The organism is Caballeronia ptereochthonis, assembly GCF_001545075.1.
Taxonomy (GTDB): domain Bacteria; phylum Pseudomonadota; class Gammaproteobacteria; order Burkholderiales; family Burkholderiaceae; genus Caballeronia; species Caballeronia ptereochthonis.
Genome location: NZ_FCOB02000026.1, coordinates 52,153 through 70,270 on the forward strand (window position 1 = coordinate 52,153; position 18,118 = coordinate 70,270).

Genomic DNA, 18,118 nt, shown 5'->3' on the forward strand with positions numbered 1-18,118 from the left:
CAAGGAAACGAGCGTGCAGCACTGCACGACGATTTCTTATAACGGAGACGACATGCCATTCCCTCCGGCGCCCGGGCGGCGCTCCCGCTGCGCGTCTTCGCTTTCCATCCCTTCCGCACGCACGTCCGCAACTTTCCAATCAAGGAGTGACTCGTGAATATCGCTGCTGAACATCCGGCGCAAAGTGCGTCCGTCCGCACGGCCAAGCTGCTCATCGACGGCAAGTTCGTCGATTCAAAGACGACGGAGTGGCGCGACATCGTCAATCCGGCGACGCAGGAAGTGGTCGGCCGCGTGCCGTTCGCGACGAAGGACGAAGTGAACGCCGCCGTTGCCGCGGCGCACAAGGCGTTCGAGACCTGGCGCACGACGCCGCTCGGCGCGCGCATGCGTCTGATGCTCAAGTTCCAGGATCTGGTGCGCCAGAACCAGAAGCGCATCGCCCAGACGCTCACGGCCGAGCAGGGCAAGACGCTCGCCGATGCCGAAGGCGACATCTTCCGCGGCCTCGAAGTGGTCGAGCATGCGTGCTCGATCAGCACGCTGCAGCAAGGCGAATTCTCCGAGAACGTCGCGGGCGGCGTGGACACCTACACGCTGCGCCAGCCGATCGGCGTCTGCGCGGGCATCACGCCGTTCAACTTCCCCGCGATGATCCCGCTCTGGATGTTCCCAATGGCGATCGTCTGCGGCAACACGTTCGTCCTGAAACCCTCCGAGCAGGATCCGCTTTCGACGATGGAGCTCGTCGAACTGGCGCTCGAAGCGGGCGTGCCGCCGGGCGTGCTGAACGTCGTGCACGGCGGCAAGGAAGTCGTCGATGCAATCTGCACGCATCCCGACATCAAGGCGATTTCCTTCGTGGGCTCGACAGCCGTCGGCACGCACGTCTACAACCTCGCGAGCCAGCACGGCAAACGCGTGCAATCGATGATGGGCGCGAAGAATCACGCCGTCGTGCTGCCTGACGCCAACAAGGAGCAGACCTTGAACGCGCTCGCGGGCGCGGGCTTCGGCGCGGCGGGACAGCGCTGCATGGCGACCTCGGTGGCGGTGTTCGTCGGCGCGTCGAAGGACTGGGTGCCGGAACTCGTCGAGCGCGCGAAGACGCTCAAGGTCAACGCGGGCATCGAGCCGAATACGGACGTGGGACCGGTCGTATCGAAGGCGGCGAAGGAACGCATTCTCGGCCTCATCGGCCAGGGCGTGGACGAGGGCGCGATGCTCGCGCTCGACGGCCGCGGCGTCGACGTGAAAGGCTACGAGAACGGCAACTTCATCGGCCCGACGATCTTCACGAACGTCCACACCGACATGACGATCTACAAGACGGAGATCTTCGGCCCCGTGCTGTGCGTGGTGGAAGCGGACACGCTCGACGATGCGATCGCGCTCGTCAACCGTAATCCGATGGGCAACGGCGTCGGCCTCTTCACGCAAAGCGGCGCCGCGGCGCGCAAGTTCCAGAGCGAGATCGACATCGGTCAGGTGGGCATCAACATTCCGATTCCGGTGCCGGTGCCGGCGTTCAGCTTCACCGGCTCGCGCGGCTCGAAGCTCGGCGACCTCGGGCCATACGGCAAGCAGGTCGTGCAGTTCTACACGCAGACGAAGACGGTCACGGCGCGCTGGTTCGACGACGCCACCGTAAACGACGGCGTGAACACGACGATCGCTTTGAGATAAGAACAACGAAAAGGAGACGGCGATGAAGATAGGTTTTATCGGTCTGGGCCACATGGGCGGTCCGATGGCCGCCAACCTTCTGAAAGCGGGGCATGCGGTGACGGCGTTCGATCTGGTGCCCGCCGCGCTCGAAGCGGCGAAGGCCGCGGGCGCGACGCTCGCCGCGTCGCCGCGCGCGGCGGCCGAAGGCGCGGAAGTCGTCATCACGATGCTTCCCGCGGCGCAGCACGTGAAGGCGGTCTACCTGAACGATGACGGCGTGCTTGCCGGCGTCGCGAAAGGCGTGCCGCTCGTCGACAGCAGCACGATCGATCCGGCCACCGCGAAGCTCATCGCCGAAGCGGCCGCGAAACGGGGCAATCCGTTCGCGGATGCGCCCGTGTCGGGCGGCGTCGTCGGCGCACAGGCGGGGACGCTGACCTTCATGGTCGGCGCGGACGAAGCGCTCTTCGAAACGCTGCGTCCGGTGTTCTCGGGCATGGGCAAGAACATGGTGCGTTGCGGCGAAACCGGAACGGGCCAGATCGCGAAGATCTGCAATAACCTGCTGCTAGGGATTTCCATGATCGGCGTGGCCGAAGCGATGAAGCTCGGCGAGACGCTCGGCATCGATCCGACGAAACTGGCAAGCATCGTCAACACGTCGACAGGGCGCTGCTGGAGCTCGGATACGTGTAATCCCTATCCGGGAATCGTCGAAACCGCGCCTGCATCTCGCGGCTATTCGGGCGGCTTCGGCGCGGACCTGATGCTGAAGGATCTGGGTCTCGCCGTCGATGCCGCGCGCGGCGCGAAGCAGCCGGTTTTCATGGGCGCGCTGGCACAACAGTTGTATCAGTCGATGAGCCAGCAGGGACTCGGCGGACTCGATTTTTCAGGCATCATCAAGCTGTACGCAAAGCACTGAAGCCCTCAAAAGAAATCAAATAAAGGGTTGAATTCGGCACGCGGTGCGTGCCGAATCAGAGAATCTGCTTCGATCGGAAATAACTGCTTTATTCAGTTGCACTGCACAACGAACCGCGCATTGCCATACTGGGAGAGACCATCGGGAATACGATGATTCGCTTTCCCGAAAATTGTCCTATTCTGAAAGCACGACGCACTTGTGCCGCTCAACACGAACGCACCGGCTGCGCCTCCGTGCAGGTAGAACGTCCGTCGTTTTCGGGCAATCAGATGAGGAGTACGCGATGCAAGTAACACGTCACTTAAATATGGAATTGCGGCACGCCACGGTGCCGACTTACGTAGCCAGCTATTTCTTCCCGTTGCTGCTATTGGCATACGAAGCTTGGCGAGTGGGGTCTTGGGTCGCGGTGAACGGCTTCAACTTCATGAACTTCAACTCGATGGGTTACGAGTTCGCGTTGATGATCGCCGTCTTCTGCATGCAGATCATCGTGGAAATCGCGTTCCTCGCAGGCGCCGTTCTGACGAAGCACAAGGACGTCGGCCACCGGCTGGCGAACCTGTTGCTGGGTCTTTTCTGCTCGATGGTGGTGCTGGGTTTCGATCTTGCCCTGCAATACGGTCTGAGCGGAAGCTAAGGCGTAACGGTTCTCATGTCTGATTCGGAAGACGAAACGCCGGTTGTCCGCAACCGGCGTTTTCATTTTCCTCCGGCGTTTTGAAAAAGCCTCAGCAACCCGCCGCGCTCGGCAGCGCGGGCGGCGTCTCCGAACGTTCCTCGTAGCACTTTCTGTCCGCGTCCTTAAGCGCGGTGCGCAAGCCTTCTTCCACCACCGGATGATAGAAGGGCAGCTTGAGCGCCTCGTCGAGCGTCAGTTCCAGTTGCAGCGCCCAGGCGAGCAGGTGACCCAGATGCTCCATCGCCGGACCGCAGCCCTGCGCGCCGCGCAGCTTGCCGGTCTTCGCGTCGGCGTAGACGTGCAGCAGGCCGCGATTCTGCCGCATCACGCGGCTGCGGCCCTGATTCTCGAACGACACCTCGCCCGTCACGGTCATCTGTCTGTCGAGATCGTCGTAAGATGCGCCGACGATCACGACCTGCGGCTCGCTGAACACGATCGAGAAGGGCACCTTGCGCTTGATCGCCTGCACGTCGGGAAAGCGCGCCGCGTTGTCGCCGGCGAGCTTGCCTTCATCGGCGGCGTCATGAAGCCAGGGGCGCGTGCCGTCGCAATCGCCAGCGACGAAGATAGGGCTCTTGCCGCATTGCATCGTCGTTTCGTCGAACAGCGGCACGCCCTTGCCGTTCAGTTCGATGCCCGCGTTCTCGAGCGCGAGCGGCCTCAGATTCGGCGCGCGGCCGGTCGCGGCCAGCACGAAATCGAAGCGCTCGACGTGCTCGCGTCCGTCCGGGGACGTGAAGCGCAGCGTCGGCTGTCCGTCCCGCAGCGACATCTCCTGAAACTTCGCGTCCGGATCGAAATGGAACTCGTCGGCGAGCGCGGCGGCGAGCGCGTCGCGCACGGGTGTATCGGTGAGCGCCGCGACGCGGCCGCCCTTGCCGAACATGAATACCTCGACGTCGAGCCGCGCGAGCGCCTGCCCGAGTTCCAGCGCGATCGGTCCCGCGCCGAATACCGCGATGCGCTTCGGCAGCGTGCGCAACTCGAAGAGATCGTCGCTCGTGACGAGTCTGTCGCCGAAGATCTTCAGCTCGTCGGGCACGCTCGGCGCCGCGCCCGTGGCGATCACGATGCTTTTCGCTTCGACGCGCGTATCATCGCCGACCAGAAGCCGCGCCGGCGCCTCGAAGCGCGCCTGTCCGCGCAGAATGGCGCCGTCTGGGAGCGCTTCGACTTCTTCGAGCACGCCCTTGACGAAGTAATCGCGCTCGCGCCTCACGTAGGCGAGTACGTGCGCGTAGTCGGGCTCCAGCGCGTGCGTGCCCTCGATGCCGCGCGCCGCGAGCGCACGCGCGTCGTGCAGGCCATTGGCGGCCGCGAGCAGCAGCTTCGAGGGCATGCAGCCCGCGCGCGCGCAGGTCGTGCCGAACTCGCCGCCTTCGATCAGCACCGCGTTCACGCCCGCGAGCCGCGCCGCGCGCAACGCGGCCATGCCAGCCGTGCCCGCGCCGATCACGGCGACATCCACCTTGATTTGCTTCATCCCGTTCTCCGTCGATTCATGGCCGAAGCGCGTTCAGCCGTTGTCCGCGAATCCCGGATAGAGCGTCATGCCGCCATCGACGAACAGTGTCGTGCCGACCACGTAATCGCTTTCGTCGGACGCGAGCCAGACGGCCGCGCGGCCGATATCCTCGACCTCGCCGATGCGCCCGTATGGAACGAGCGTCAACAGCTTGTCGAGCTTTGCCTGCGTGTCCCAGGCGCCCTGGTTGATCGGCGTGCGGATCGCACCCGGCGCGATGCCGTTCACGCGGATCCGCTGCGGCGCGACTTCCTGCGCGAGCGATTTCATCATCATCTGGATGCCGCCCTTGGACGCCGCATAGTTCACGTGCCCGGCCCATGGAATCACTTCGTGCACGGAGCTCATGCAGATGATCTTCCCGAGCGCCCTCGACACGTTGCGCGGCCCGCGCCGCTCGAACTCGCGCACCGCGCGCCGCGCCGTGAGGAACTGGCCGGTGAGATTCGTTTCGATGACGAGGCGCCAGTCGGCGAGCGTGAGCGCGGTGAACTTCGCGTCCTTCTGCAGCCCGGAATTCGCCACGACGATATCGACCGTGCCGAAGCGCTTCACGACGGCATCGAACATCGCATCGACCTGCGCTTCGTCGGACACGTCCGCGCCGACGGCGAACGCTTCACCGCCTTTCGCCGTGATCGCGGCGGCGAGCTTTTCGGCGGGCTCCGCGTGCGCGTGATAGTTGATGGCGACGTGCGCGCCCGCATCGGCGAGCGCCGTGGCGACGCCCGAGCCGATGCCCGAACTCGCGCCCGTGACGAGCGCGATCTGGCCTGCGAGGGGTTTGTGCATGCGCGTTTTCCTTGTCGAATCGTCTTACGGCTGGAGCAAGGCGCGCGCCCGCGAAGAAGGACGATGGACGGACGCAACGGCGCTCAGTGGTCGAGAATCCCCTGATACACCTCCGCGTACTTGCTCGCCGCCGCTTCCCAGCCGAAGTTCTGACCCATCGCGCGTTTCGCGACCGCCTTCCACTCCGTGCGCCGCGCCTTCAGGGCGAAGGCCCGCCGGATCGCGCCGACGATGCCCCGAAGATCGAACGTATCGAACGCGAAGCCGGTCGCGAGATCGTCGGCGAGATTTTCGAGCGAGCAATCGACAACCGTGTCCGCCAGCCCGCCCACGCGATGCACGAGCGGCGGCGAGCCATACGCGAGCGCGTACAGCTGCGTGAGCCCGCATGGTTCGAAGCGCGACGGCACCATCACGACATCGCTTCCGGCGATGATCGAATGCGACAGCGTTTCGTCGAACCCGAGCTCCACTGCGACCGCGCCCGGATGCGCCGCCGCCGCATGCTTCATGCCGATTTCGAGCGCCGGGTCGCCGGTGCCGAGCACGACGAGCTGCCCGCCGCGCTGCACGATGTCGGGCACGGCCGCGAGCAGCAGATCGAGGCCCTTCTGCTCGGTCAGCCGGCTGACGACGCCGAAGAGCAGGGCGTCGTCGTCGCGCGCGAGGCCCATGCGCTCCTGCAGCGCCGCCTTGCACTTCGACTTGCCCGAAGGCTTCGCGGCCGTGTATTTCGACGCGATGGATTCGTCGACCGACGGGCTCCAGATCGAATAATCGACGCCGTTCAGAATGCCGGTGATGTCGTGCGTGCGCGTTTGCAGCAGGCCGTGGAGTCCGGCGCCGTGCGCCTGCGTCTGGATTTCGCGCGCGTAGGTCGGGCTCACGGTGGTGATGCGGTCGGCGTAGTAAAGACCCGCCTTCAGAAAAGAGACGTGGCCGTAGAACTCCACGCCGTCCACCGCGTAGAAGTCGCCCGGCAGTTGCAGCGCGCCGAACTCCGAGGCCGGAAACGTGCCCTGATACGCGAGGTTGTGCACGGTCATCACGCTGCCGACTTTCGGCGCGCCATCGCGCTCGAACGCGCGCAGATACGCGGGCGCGAGACCCGCATGCCAGTCGTGCGCATGCACGATATGCGGCTTCCATGCCGGATCGGCGCCCGTCGCGATGCGCGCCGCGGCCCAGCCGAGCAGCGCGAAGCGGCGGTCGTTGTCCGCGTACGGGCGATGCGCGCCGTCGAGATACGGATTGCCCGGACGGTCGTAGAACCGGTCCGCGCGCACCACGTACACGACCACGCCGTGCGGCCGCAGCACGCCGCGCTCGAGCCTGACGTCGCCCGCGCCGAACGCGCTGCCCAGGTCGGCCACCGGCTGAAGATCGTCGAGCCCCGCGAGCACCGCCGGAAAGCCCGGCAGCACGACGCGCGCATCCGTGCCCAGTTGCGATTGCGCGGGCGGCAGCGCGCCGACCACATCGGCGAGGCCGCCGGTTTTCAACAGCGGATACATTTCTGCTGCGGCATGCAGCACGCATACGGTCATCGGCGCTCCCGTCGGTTTGATTTTCGTGTTCGGCCGGCGCGCCGGCGTCTAACGCTGCTCGAGCCGCTGCAACGCATCGCGCGTGATCAGCGTGACTCCCGATTCCGTGCGGAAGAAGCGCGCGGCGTCGTCGTCCGGATCCTCGCCGACCACGAGCCCTTCGGGCACCGTGCAGCCGCGGTCGATCACGACGCGCTGCAGGCGGCAGCTCGGCCCGACCGTCACCTGCGGCAACAACACTGCCTCATTGATGTTACAGAACGAGTGCACCCGCACCGCCGACGAAAACACCGACTTCGACACCTGCGACCCCGAGATCACGCAGCCGCCGCACACGAGCAGATTGGTGATCGCGCCTTGCTGGCCATTCAGGTCGCGCACGAACTTGCCGGGCGGCAGCTGCTCCTGGTTGGTCCAGATCGGCCATTTGCGGTCGTAGAGATCGAGCTCGGGAATCGTCGATGCGAGGTCGAGGTTCGCGGCCCAGTACGCGTCGACGGTTCCGACATCGCGCCAGTACGCAGGCGCTTCCGGATCGCTGCTGGACGTCACGCACGACATGCCGAAGGGATGCGCGATGGCTTTGCCCGTCGTCACGACGCGCGGAATGATGTCCTTGCCGAAGTCGTGATCCGTGTTCGACGTCTCGATGTTCTCCTGCAGCATCTCGTAGAGGTACTTCGCGCTGAACACGTAGATGCCCATGCTCGCGAGCGCGATATCGGGCTTGCCGGGCATCGCGGGCGGATCGGCGGGCTTTTCCAGGAAGTCGGTGACGCGGCGGTTTTCGTCGACGTGCATCACGCCGAACGCGACCGCGTCCATGCGCGGCACCTCGATGCAGCCGACCGTGCAGTCCGCGCCGCTCTCGACGTGATCGAGCACCATGCGCGTGTAGTCCATCTTGTAGATGTGATCGCCCGCCAGCACGATGACGAATTCCGGGCCGATCGAGCGGACGATGTCGAGGTTCTGATACACCGCGTCCGCCGTGCCGCGATACCAGCTCGAATCGACGCGCTGCTGCGCCGGCCAGATATCGATGAACTCGTTGAACTCGCCCCGCAGGAAGCCCCAGCCGCGCTGCAGATGACGGATGAGCGAATGCGCCTTGTATTGCGTGACGACGGCGATGCGGCGGATGCCGGAATTGAGGCAGTTGGACAGCGCGAAGTCGATGATGCGGTACTTGCCGCCGAAATGGACCGCGGGCTTGACCCGCTTGTCGGTGAGCGGCCCGAGACGAGTGCCGCGCCCGCCGGCGAGGACGATTGCGAGGGTCGACTTCTGCAAATCGGTGCGATTCTTAGACAGCGTCTCCATGTCAGCCTCCTGATTTGACCTGCGACTATTGGTTTCTTGCCGTGTGTTCGTCCTCTTGTGCTTTCGATGCGTGCGGTAATTGAGGCGCGGGCCGCTGGAATGCGCCGGCGCGCGACGTCGTTGGAGCATTATCCGGCGCGCATCGGAATTCGTGTATGGAAGTCGCCCGTTTTTTTGCCGCTGTCACTCGGCCGCCTGAACGCGCATGGCTGAATCCCGCCGCATCGAGCAAGCGGCGTGCCGAATGCCGCACGAGCGTGCCGGGCGGCCCGCCGAAGCGTCTGGCGGTGTTGCAGGCGCGCGACCCTTTGGTTTTCCGCCGGTCGCGGCGCTCGACAAGACGCTTGCGCGCAATTTATAACGAGCAGGCCATGCCGCACTGCGTCGAGGCGCGGCACAATACGAGGCATGCAGTCCGGACACGCCTCCGCAAGCGGCATCCGCGCGCATGCTTCGCAGCGTCGCGCTCGCGCTGCGCTGCAAGATGCGGACGGCAACGGACTTGCGAGGGCCGCCCGGATAAACGTTTCACCTGACCGAACAACCTGGAATCAATTGGGAATCAATCGGGAATCAGAACATGAACAACGTCCTGAGCATTCAATCGCATGTGGTGTTCGGCCATGCGGGCAACAGCGCGGCGGTCTTTCCCATGCGGCGTCTCGGTGTCAACGTGTGGCCGCTCAACACCGTGCAGTTCTCCAACCACACTCAGTACGGCCGCTGGACCGGCAGCGCGTTCGACGCGGACGAATTGCAGAACGTGATCGAGGGCATCGGCGCGATCGGCGTGCTCGCGCGCTGCAACGCGGTCCTCTCGGGTTACCTCGGCGCGCCGGAGCAGGGCCGGGCGGTGGTCGAGATCGTGAAGATGGTGAAGGCGGTGAATCCGCGCGCGCTCTTCTTCTGCGACCCGGTCATGGGCCAGACGGGCGGCTGCACGGTCGCGCCGGGCATCGAGGACTTCCTCGTCACCGTCATGCCCGGCATCGCCGATGCGATGATGCCCAATCACGTCGAACTGGAGAAGCTCGTCGGGCGGACCATCGAGACGGTGGAGGAAGCCGTCGACGCCTGCCGCGAAGTGCTCGGGCGCGGTCCGCGCATCGTGCTGGTGAAGCATCTGCTCGATCGCAACAGCCGCGCCGACACCTTCAACATGCTCGCCGTCAGCCCGACCGAAGCGTGGTTCGCGCAGCGCCCGCTCTATCCGTTCGCGCGTCAGCCGGTCGGCGTAGGCGATCTGACGAGCGGCGTGTTCGTCGCGCGCACCTTGCTCGGCGATTCGCTGCGCAAGGCGCTCGAGCATACGCTCGCGGCGGTCAATGCCGTTGTCAGGGCGACGTACGATGCGGGGCGCTACGAACTGGAGATCGTCGCTTCGCAGGACGAGATCGCCAATCCGGTCGACCGTTTTCCCGCGATCCGTGTAACGGGAACGGAGACGGTCAGGGGCAGGGACGGCTAGTTCGCTTCGCCGCCGGTTTCCATGAACCCGAAGCGCCACGACAACCGCCGCGTCGCGGCCAGAAGCGCGCGTGCCAGCGGACCGTCGGCGGCGCTGTCGAAACCGCCCGCCGAACCGATCAAGGCGAGCACGAGGCACACGCTGCCGGTGTGATCGAACACCGGCGCCGCCAGCGTGTGGATGCCGGGAACCGGTGCGCCGAGCGCCGTATCGAAGCCGCGTGTCCGGATCTCGTCGAGGCGCGCGCGACAGGCGGCATTCAGCGCGCCGACGTGCCGTTCATCGCCTTCGAAGACTGAAGCCGGCTGCGCGCCCGCGAGCCGGATGCCGTCCTGCTCCATCAGGCTCGCCAGCATTTCCCCGGAAAGATGCGCCGCGTACACCCGGCCGATGGCCGTATTGACGAGCGACATCACGGTGCCCACGCGCAGGCTCACGTGCTGCGGCCGCGCCGATTCCTCCAGACGGATCACGGTCGGCCCGAGCGGACCGAGCGTGGCCGCCGCGACCGTCATCGACGTGCTTGCGGCAAGCGCGACGATCTCGACTTCGGCGTCGCGGATCGGCGAGAGCCGCTGCAGCGCGATGAGCCCGAGCTCGCGGCTCAGGCTGCCCGCGTGAAAGAGCCCCGCCTCGTCGCGCGCGAGCAGGCCTACCTTCACGAGACTCACGAGATGCGCGAATGCCTTCGCGGGCGCCATGCCGGCCGCGAAGGCGAGATCGCGCAGCGTCAGCGGCCGGCCCGCCGCGACCAGTGCGCGCAGCAGGTCGCCCGTCGCGTCGAGCGCGTTGATGCCGCGTTGCGGCCGGGCGTCGGCGTTTTCCTCGAACATCGTCATGACAGCCGTCCGGCGATATCGCGTGCCGCATCCTGCAAGGCGCGCGCGAGCAGGCTGTCCCACGCGACATCGCACAGGCCGGTCGGGCCGATCGCGGTCAGCGCGAGTTGCATGCGATGCGCGCCGTCGAACACCGGCACGCTCATGCTGCTCACGCCCGGGCTCGGCGCATCGACGCCGCGCTCGATGCCGCGCGCGCGAATCTCGTCGATGTGCGCCGCCATCTCCGGCGCGTCGGTTTCGGCCTGATGCGCGAGCATCGCGGCGACGCGGGTCGGGTCGTCGAAGGCGCGGAACACGCGGCCCGTCGACGTCGCCGACAGCGACATCACCGTGCCCACGTGCAGATTGACGTGCAGCGGAAAGCCGCCGCGCTCGTAACGCACGATGGTCGGCCCCTGCGGCCCGGCCACGCTGACCGCGACGCTCATGCCCGTCGCGAGCGCGAGCGCCGCGACGCGGGGCGCCGCCGCGCGATACGCCGGCTGCTGCTCCAGATTCAACAGACCGAGCCGGAGCGAAAGCGGACCGGGCTCGTAGTTGCCGGTGAGGGCGTCGCGCTTGACGAGCCCGAGACGCGTGAGGCTGACGAGATACGTATGCGCCTGCGCAGTCGACAGCTCCGCGGCTTCGGCGAGGGCGCTCAGCGCAAGCGGCTCGCGGCGGGCGGCGAGCGCATCGAGCAGGCGTGCGCCGACTTCGACGCTCTGGATGCCGCGCTGTTTTCTTTCTTCGCCAGATTCGGAACGAACCAAGAGCACTCCGCGATCGATGAAAAGTGAACGAATGGCAGATGTTAGCCGAGCAGGAATCATCCGACGAAGCAGTTCGGTATTTACCCGATATTTGCAAATAGCAAGTACGCTTGCTGTTGACAAAAATCGGCACGACGCCGATCATCCACTCATCCCCACGAGAATGGAAGCGAGACACGACCATGGCAAAAGCATTCGCATCGCAGGCCGATCTGGAAGAGAAGAAGATCACCTTCACCCGGCTCTCCGACAACGCCTACGCGTACACGGCGGAGGGCGATCCGAACTCCGGCGTGATCGTCGGCGACGACGGCGTGCTGATCGTCGACACGACCGCCACACCCGCGATGGCGCAGGACCTGATCGCGAAGATCCGCAGCGTCACCGACAAGCCGATCAAGTACGTCGTGCTGTCGCATTACCACGCGGTGCGCGTGCTCGGCGCGTCGGCGTATTTCGAGGAGGGCGCGCAGCAGATCATCGCGAGCCGCGGCACGTACGAGATGATCGTCGAGCGCGGCGAGGCCGACATGAAATCGGAGATCGAGCGCTTTCCGCGCCTGTTCGCGGGCGTGGAGACCGTGCCCGGCCTCACGTGGCCGACGCTCGTCTTCGAGAAGGAAATCACGCTGTGGCTCGGCAAGCTCGAAGTGAAGATCGCGCATCTGGGCTCGGGCCACACGAAGGGCGATACGGTCGTCTGGCTGCCGTCGCAGAAGGTGCTGTTCTCCGGCGACCTCGTCGAATACGACGCGGCCTGCTATTGCGGCGACGCGCAACTCGAGGACTGGCCCGCCACGCTCGAAGCGCTGCGCGCGCTGAAGGCCGAGAAGCTCGTGCCGGGCCGCGGCCCCGCGCTTTTGTCGCCCGCCGAAGTGGACAAGGGGCTCGACTACACGAAGGATTTCGTCACGACGCTGCTTCAGGCAGGCAGGGAGGCGGTCGCCGACAAGCTCGATCTGAAGGGCTCGATGGCGCACACCCGCAAGGCCATGGACCCGAAGTTCGGCCACGTTTTCATCTACGAGCACTGCCTGCCGTTCGACGTCTCGCGCGCCTACGACGAGGCGAGCGGCATCAGGCATCCGCGCATCTGGACGGCCGAGCGCGACAAGGAAATGTGGGCCGCCCTGCAGGACTGACGTCCATCCCTCGCGGCGCGTCCTGACGCGCGCCGCTTCTTTCTCTCAGGCAACTGGCGCGCGAGACGCCGGCCTTCTCACGCCCATCTGGAGCGAGACATGTCGAAGTCGATCAGCACGGCGGCGCTCAGCCCGAGCGCCGCCGCGGGCCCGCACATCCTGTCGGACGATGCGCTGTTTCGCAAAGTCGCGTGGCGCATCATTCCGTTCCTGTTCCTGTGCTACGTGGTGTCGTTTCTGGACCGCATCAACATCGGCTTCGCGCAGTTGCAGATGAAGCACGATCTCGGCTTTTCCGATGCCATGTACGGTCTCGGCGCCGCCGTGTTCTATGTCGGCTACGTGCTCTTCGAAGTGCCGAGCAATCTGCTGCTCGCGAAATTCGGCGCGCGCCGCACGTTCACGCGCATCATGCTTTTGTGGGGCGCGGCGTCGGTCGGCATGATGTTCGTCTCGACGCCCGGCCATTTCTATCTGCTGCGCTTTCTGCTCGGCGTGTTCGAAGCGGGCTTCTTTCCGGGCATCGTGCTCTATCTGACCTACTGGTTCCCGGCGGGACGGCGCGCGGCGGTGATGTCCGTGTTCTTCGCGGGCGTCGCGGTCGCGGGCGTGTTCGGCGGGCTCGTGTCCGGCTGGATCATGCGCGACATGACGGGCGTCATGGGCCTGCACGGCTGGCAGTGGATGTTCGCGATCGAAGGCGCGCCGGCCGTGCTGCTCGGCGTGATCGCACTGCGTCTGCTGGTCGATTCGCCGCGCGACGCGCGCTGGCTCGCGCAGGCGGAGCAGGAGCGGCTCGCCGCGCTGTGCTCCGAGGCGAACGGCGGCGCCGATGCGCACGACCGGGCCGGCCTGCTCGACGCCTTGCGCAATCCGCGCGTCTATCTCTTCGCGTTCATCTATTTTTCGCTGACGTGCGCATCGCTCACGCTGAGCTTCTGGATGCCGCTGATGATCCGCGACTTCGGCATCACGGACGTGATGTCCGTCAGCCTCTACACCGTCGTGCCGAATGCCGTCGGCGCGCTCGGGCTGATTTTGATTGCGCGCCATTCGGATCGCGTCGGCGAGCGGCGCAAGCACTTCGCGTGCTGCACGTTCGGCGGCGGCATCGCGCTCGCCGCGCTCACGCTGCATTTCCCGAGCTTTCCGCTGATGCTCGCGATCCTGTCGGTCGCGGCGACCCTGATCTTCGCCGCGCTGCCGATCTTCTGGGCCGTGCCCGCGAGCCATCTGCCGGGCAGGAGCGCGGCGGCGGGCATCGCGTTCATCAGCAGCATCGGCATTACGAGCGGAATCGTGAGTCCGTGGGTGATCGGCCAGATCCGCACCGCGACAGGCAGCATGGATCTCGCCGTGCATCTGCTGGCATTGCTGCTCTTCGCGAGCGGCGCGGCGCTGATGTTCGGGCTGCGCGGCGACGCGTCCTCACATCCCCTGAAGGTTCACTGAGGCGCGGCGGCCGCGGCCATCGCCTTGAAGTTCTCGGGCGTCGCGAAGGCGAGATATTCCGCCTGCATGTCGGGCGTGAGGAATTCGAGCATCGTCGAGTTCTCGATCCAGAATTCGATCACGTGGAAGAAGTTGTTGCCGCGCGTGCAGCGCACCGCGCGCCAGCCTTCGCGCTCGCCGATCGCGACGACTTCCCCGCTCGTCTTCGGCGTCGCGATGGCCATGTGGAACGCGCTGTACTGCGGGCGCTTGATCGTGTCCGCGCCGTAGCTCACGCTGTCCTCGTGGCCGCCGCCCGGCGTGATCACCTTGTCGCTCGGATACACCTCGATGATGCTGCCGCGATCGTCGCCCGCGACCGCCATCCATGCGTCGGGAAACGGCGAGAAGGGCGCGGCGAAGCCGTCCCACAGTTCGGCCAGCACATGCGCGACGTGCTTCGGATCGTTGGCGGGAATGGATGCGTGGAAGATCATCGCGGTGAACTCCGTTAAGCGTGGGGATGACTTCGCGCCGATCCTTTCATGTTGCCGGCATCGCTGTCAATTCGCAGTGCTACGGTGTGGCGAGATGTCTGACGATTGAACCAGCGGGCGAGCGCCGGTAACTCCGGCGTCGGAACGCACCCGTAGCCGATGATGCCGGCAAGTGCTCCGGTCGTGGCAGTGAACCCGATATCAAGTCACCGCCACAGGCCGCGGCGAAGCGCGCGTTTCAACGTTCCCGTGCCGTGCCGCTCGCAAATGCCGCGAGGTCCGCGCTCAGGCGCGCGGCATCGCTCAGGAAGACGCCGTGCGGCGCGCCTTCGTACACCACGAGCCGCGCGTCGGGGATGATCCGCGCCGTGCGTTGCGAAGTCAGCTCGAGCGGATTCGACACATCGCGGTCGCCCTGCACGACGAGCGTTGGCACGTCGATATCGCGCAACTCGGCGCGGAAGTCGCCCCGGCTCACCGTTTCGTTGCACGCGTAAAGCGCCTGCTGCGACGTGCGCAACGCCATCTCGCGCACCCAGTCGATCATCGCCTGCGACGCGTTCGGCCCGGTGAACGGGCGCGCATTGTCGGCGAGCCACTGCGGATAGTCCATCATCAGGTCGTTCTGGAACGCATCGACGCAGGCGCGATCGATGCCGTCGGGATTGTCGGGCGTCTTCGCGAGCATCGGCAGAGTCGAGGCGATCAACACGAGGCGCGCGACCCGCCCGCTGCCGTGGCGCGTCAGGTAGCGCACCGCCTCCGAGCCGCCCATCGAATAGCCGGCGAGCGTGATGTCGGACAGGTCGAGCGCGTCGATGACGGCGGCGAGGTCGTCCGCCAGCGTGTCGTAGTCGTAGCCGCCGCCGGGATCGCTCGAACGGCCGTGGCCGCGACGGTCGTACGCGACGCAGCGAAAGCCCTGGCGCGCGAGCGGCAGCATCTGATACGCCCACATGTCGCTCGGCAGCGAGTAGCTGGCGACGAACACGATCGTCTTGCCGTGGCCGGCCGCGCCTTCGTCGCGCCAGTCGCGATAGAAAAGCTCGGCGCCGTCGGGCGTGCGGATGAACCCCGGGCGGGCGATGGCGGCGCGATTTCGATGCAGGTCTGCGGGCATGTCCGTCTCCTTGTCGATGAACGGTGTGAGCGCATCGTCGCAGGGAGGGGTGAGGCGGACGATTACTTTGGAGGTAATGGGCGCGCGCAAAAAAATGCCGCCTGTGAAGGCGGCGAGAGCGCGTCCGGCTTGTGGGTTCCGCAGTCGGGAGACGGACGCGTGAGGAGACAGGGCAACCGAATGCAGTATGGCAAACGCGGGCGCGCCGCACAATCGAGGACGCGAAGCACTGCGTTTCAGCAAGGGTTTCGTCGAAGTCGTTCGATATGCATGATCGTTGCGCTCGCAAAAAAACGCCGCCTGCATCAGACGCCGGCTGCATCAGGCGGCGTTTCGCTTCCGGCGCGACGCGCTCATTCCTTCACGAGAAACTGCACGATCGCATCGCACACCCGGCCGAACATCTGCGTGCCGGTGACGGTCGTGCAGCCGCGCGCGCGGGCCGCTTCGATGAAGGGTGTGAGCGGCGGCTTGGTCACCACGTCGCCGACGAACGTCGTCGCCGGGAGACGCGAGACGTCGATCGGCAAGGGATCGCCGGGACGCATGCCCGCCGGCGACGCATTCACGATGAGGTCGTAGCTTTCCGCGCCCGCATCGTCCGCGACGCTCACCGCGCCACGGCCCAGCGCGGCGAGACGCGAGGCGAGGGCGCCGGTGCGCGCGGCGTCGAAGTCGCGGATCGCGAGCGACGCCACGCCCGCCTCGACGAGCGCGTGGCCGATCGCCGAGCCCGCGCCGCCCGCGCCGATCAGCAGCGCGCGCTTGCCTTTCGGCTCGCAGCCCGCGTCGCGCAGCGCCGCGACCATGCCGATGCCGTCCGATGCGCCGCCGTGCCAGGATCCGTCGGGATTGCGCTTGAGCATGTTGACGGCGCCGAGAAACGCGCCTTCGTCCGTTAGCGACTCGCAAAACGCCGTCGCGCTGAACTTGTGCGGCACGGTGATGATGACGCCGTCGCAGTTCTGCAGACGCGCGATACCCGCGAAGAATGCGTCGAGATCCACGGGCGCGACGTGCGCCGGAATCACGATCGCGTCGCGGCCGGCCGCGCGCAGCGCAGCGGTCACGCCCGAAGGCGAGCGCACCTGCGCGATCGGATCGCCGACGATGAAATACACGCGGGTCGCGCCGCTCAAGCCCGCATCGAGCGATGCGGAAAAAGAAGTGTCCTGCGCCATTGCCTCGATTGCCTCCTGATTGAAGTCCGCGAACAGCACGAAAAAATGTTGAAGCGTATTTTATGAATCCTAGTCGAAAATAGAATAGGATTCAACAAAATTGCATTGTCGGTTCGAAGCAACTAACGGTCAGAGATTCCAGTCACCCCGAAAACCGGAGGAGCAGCGGCATGAGCAAGAAGCGTTTGGCAGTAGCGGGAGCGGGCGCGATCGGACGGATGCACATGGAGCGCGCGCGACTGCATCCGGATTGCGACGTGGTCGCGATCGCGGATCCGCCGCCGCTGGCGCGAGCGTTCGCACGCGACAACGACGCGCGCTGGTTCGCCGGCATCGACACGATGCTCGACGCCGTCGAGCCCGATGGCGTGATCGTCGCGACGCCGAACGCGAATCACGTCGAGGCCGGCCTCGCGTGCATCGGGCGCGGAATCGCCGTGCTGATGGAAAAACCGATCGCCGATACGGTCGAGGATGCAAGGAAGCTCGTCGATGCCGCGAAGCAGGCAGACGTCCCGCTGATGGTCGGCCATCACCGCCGCCACAACCCGATCCTCAGGCGCGCGCGGGAAATCATGCAATCCGGGCGCCTCGGCAAGCCTGTGTCCGCCAGCGCGCTCGCGACCTTCCACAAGCCCGATGCCTATTTCGAGATGGAATGGCGCAGGCGGCGTGGCGGCGGCCCGGTGCTCATCAACCTGATTCACGACATCGACATGATGCGCTTCCTGCTCGGCGAGATCGTGGAGGTGCAGGCGCTGACGTCGAACGCGGTACGCGGCTTCGAAGTGGAAGATACCGCCGCGGTGCTGCTGCGCTTCACGAGCGGCGCGCTCGGCACCGTGAGCGTGTCGGACTGCGCGGCGTCGCCGTGGAACTGGGATCTCGCGGCGGGCGAGGCGGCGCACTATCCGCGGCAGAACGTGAACACGCACTTCGTGTCGGGCACCGATGCGTCGCTCACGCTGCCGCAGCTCGAAGTCTGGGAGTACCGGGGCAGGAAAGGCTGGCACGAGCCGTTGACGGTCGAGCGCAGCGCGCCGCACACGGGCGATCCATATCACGAGCAGTTGCGGCACTTCGCGGCGGTGATCGACGGCAAGGAAGCGCCGCTCTGTTCCGGCGACGATGCCGCGCGCACGCTCGCCGCGACGTTCGCGGTGCATCGCTCGGCGGCCGAGCGCGCGCCGGTCGCGCCGCGGTTCTAGGCGCGCTTC

Annotated in this window: 16 protein-coding genes; 7 read left to right on the forward strand and 9 right to left on the reverse strand. The window is 66.0% G+C overall.

Features of this window, described 5'->3' with window-relative positions:
- Window positions 1-153 precede the first annotated feature (153 nt).
- The 3 genes from AWB83_RS25190 (at window position 154) to AWB83_RS25200 (ending at window position 3,236) form a co-directional block, all read left to right on the forward strand.
- Entirely contained in the window at window positions 154-1,686 is a 1,533-nt protein-coding gene (locus tag AWB83_RS25190; protein ID WP_087048339.1) for a CoA-acylating methylmalonate-semialdehyde dehydrogenase, read from the forward strand.
- A 22-nt stretch (window positions 1,687-1,708) separates the two neighbouring features.
- Entirely contained in the window at window positions 1,709-2,593 is an 885-nt protein-coding gene (mmsB, locus tag AWB83_RS25195) for a 3-hydroxyisobutyrate dehydrogenase (RefSeq protein ID WP_087048340.1), read from the forward strand.
- Window positions 2,594-2,879: 286 nt separating this feature from the next.
- Window positions 2,880-3,236 (forward strand): hypothetical protein, encoded by a 357-nt coding sequence (locus AWB83_RS25200; RefSeq protein ID WP_087048341.1) that lies wholly within the window; start codon window positions 2,880-2,882, stop codon window positions 3,234-3,236.
- Window positions 3,237-3,327: 91 nt separating this feature from the next.
- Here AWB83_RS25200 and AWB83_RS25205 read toward each other — a convergent pair whose 3' ends face one another.
- The 4 genes from AWB83_RS25205 to glgC form a co-directional block, all read right to left on the reverse strand.
- Window positions 3,328-4,764, reverse strand: coding sequence for a dihydrolipoyl dehydrogenase (locus AWB83_RS25205; protein ID WP_087048342.1), 1,437 nt, complete (start codon window positions 4,762-4,764; stop codon window positions 3,328-3,330).
- A gap of 33 nt (window positions 4,765-4,797) precedes the next feature.
- Window positions 4,798-5,598, reverse strand: a complete 801-nt coding sequence (locus AWB83_RS25210) for an SDR family oxidoreductase (protein WP_087048343.1) — start codon at window positions 5,596-5,598, stop codon at window positions 4,798-4,800.
- Between the two features lie 83 nt (window positions 5,599-5,681).
- Complete coding sequence (gene glgA, locus AWB83_RS25215; protein ID WP_087048344.1) at window positions 5,682-7,145, reverse strand: glycogen synthase GlgA; 1,464 nt, start codon at window positions 7,143-7,145, stop codon at window positions 5,682-5,684.
- Window positions 7,146-7,193: 48 nt separating this feature from the next.
- Complete coding sequence (glgC, locus tag AWB83_RS25220) at window positions 7,194-8,468, reverse strand: glucose-1-phosphate adenylyltransferase (protein WP_087048345.1); 1,275 nt, start codon at window positions 8,466-8,468, stop codon at window positions 7,194-7,196.
- Window positions 8,469-9,048: 580 nt separating this feature from the next.
- Between glgC and pdxY the strand changes: the two genes are divergently transcribed.
- The gene (pdxY, locus tag AWB83_RS25225) at window positions 9,049-9,936 is read left to right on the forward strand and encodes a pyridoxal kinase PdxY (RefSeq protein WP_087048346.1); all 888 of its coding nucleotides are present in this window, start codon (window positions 9,049-9,051) and stop codon (window positions 9,934-9,936) included.
- Here the strand turns inward: pdxY and AWB83_RS25230 are convergent.
- Window positions 9,933-10,775 (reverse strand): IclR family transcriptional regulator, encoded by an 843-nt coding sequence (locus AWB83_RS25230; protein ID WP_087048347.1) that lies wholly within the window; start codon window positions 10,773-10,775, stop codon window positions 9,933-9,935. The two genes, pdxY and AWB83_RS25230, sit on opposite strands and share 4 nt — an antisense overlap.
- Window positions 10,772-11,530, reverse strand: coding sequence for an IclR family transcriptional regulator (locus AWB83_RS25235; RefSeq protein ID WP_167389162.1), 759 nt, complete (start codon window positions 11,528-11,530; stop codon window positions 10,772-10,774). The genes AWB83_RS25230 and AWB83_RS25235 overlap by 4 nt, the downstream gene beginning before the upstream one ends.
- A gap of 182 nt (window positions 11,531-11,712) precedes the next feature.
- On the opposite strand from AWB83_RS25235, the gene AWB83_RS25240 reads away from it, so the two are divergent.
- Together AWB83_RS25240 and AWB83_RS25245 are read left to right on the forward strand one after the other, a co-directional pair.
- Entirely contained in the window at window positions 11,713-12,672 is a 960-nt protein-coding gene (locus AWB83_RS25240; RefSeq protein ID WP_087048348.1) for an MBL fold metallo-hydrolase, read from the forward strand.
- Window positions 12,673-12,771: 99 nt separating this feature from the next.
- A complete protein-coding gene (locus AWB83_RS25245; RefSeq protein WP_087048349.1) occupies window positions 12,772-14,124 on the forward strand; it encodes an MFS transporter in 1,353 nt (450 codons plus the stop codon).
- Here the strand turns inward: AWB83_RS25245 and AWB83_RS25250 are convergent.
- The 3 genes from AWB83_RS25250 to AWB83_RS25260 form a co-directional block, all read right to left on the reverse strand.
- Complete coding sequence (locus tag AWB83_RS25250) at window positions 14,118-14,600, reverse strand: hypothetical protein (RefSeq protein ID WP_087048350.1); 483 nt, start codon at window positions 14,598-14,600, stop codon at window positions 14,118-14,120. The genes AWB83_RS25245 and AWB83_RS25250 overlap by 7 nt on opposite strands.
- Before the next feature lie 238 nt (window positions 14,601-14,838).
- Entirely contained in the window at window positions 14,839-15,720 is an 882-nt protein-coding gene (locus AWB83_RS25255; RefSeq protein ID WP_087048351.1) for an alpha/beta fold hydrolase, read from the reverse strand.
- 353 nt (window positions 15,721-16,073) lie between these two features.
- Window positions 16,074-16,901 (reverse strand): shikimate dehydrogenase family protein, encoded by an 828-nt coding sequence (locus AWB83_RS25260; RefSeq protein ID WP_087048400.1) that lies wholly within the window; start codon window positions 16,899-16,901, stop codon window positions 16,074-16,076.
- A 170-nt stretch (window positions 16,902-17,071) separates the two neighbouring features.
- Here AWB83_RS25260 and AWB83_RS25265 point away from each other — a divergent pair, with 170 nt between their 5' ends.
- Window positions 17,072-18,109, forward strand: coding sequence for a Gfo/Idh/MocA family protein (locus AWB83_RS25265; RefSeq protein WP_087048352.1), 1,038 nt, complete (start codon window positions 17,072-17,074; stop codon window positions 18,107-18,109).
- Window positions 18,110-18,118: the final 9 nt, after the last annotated feature.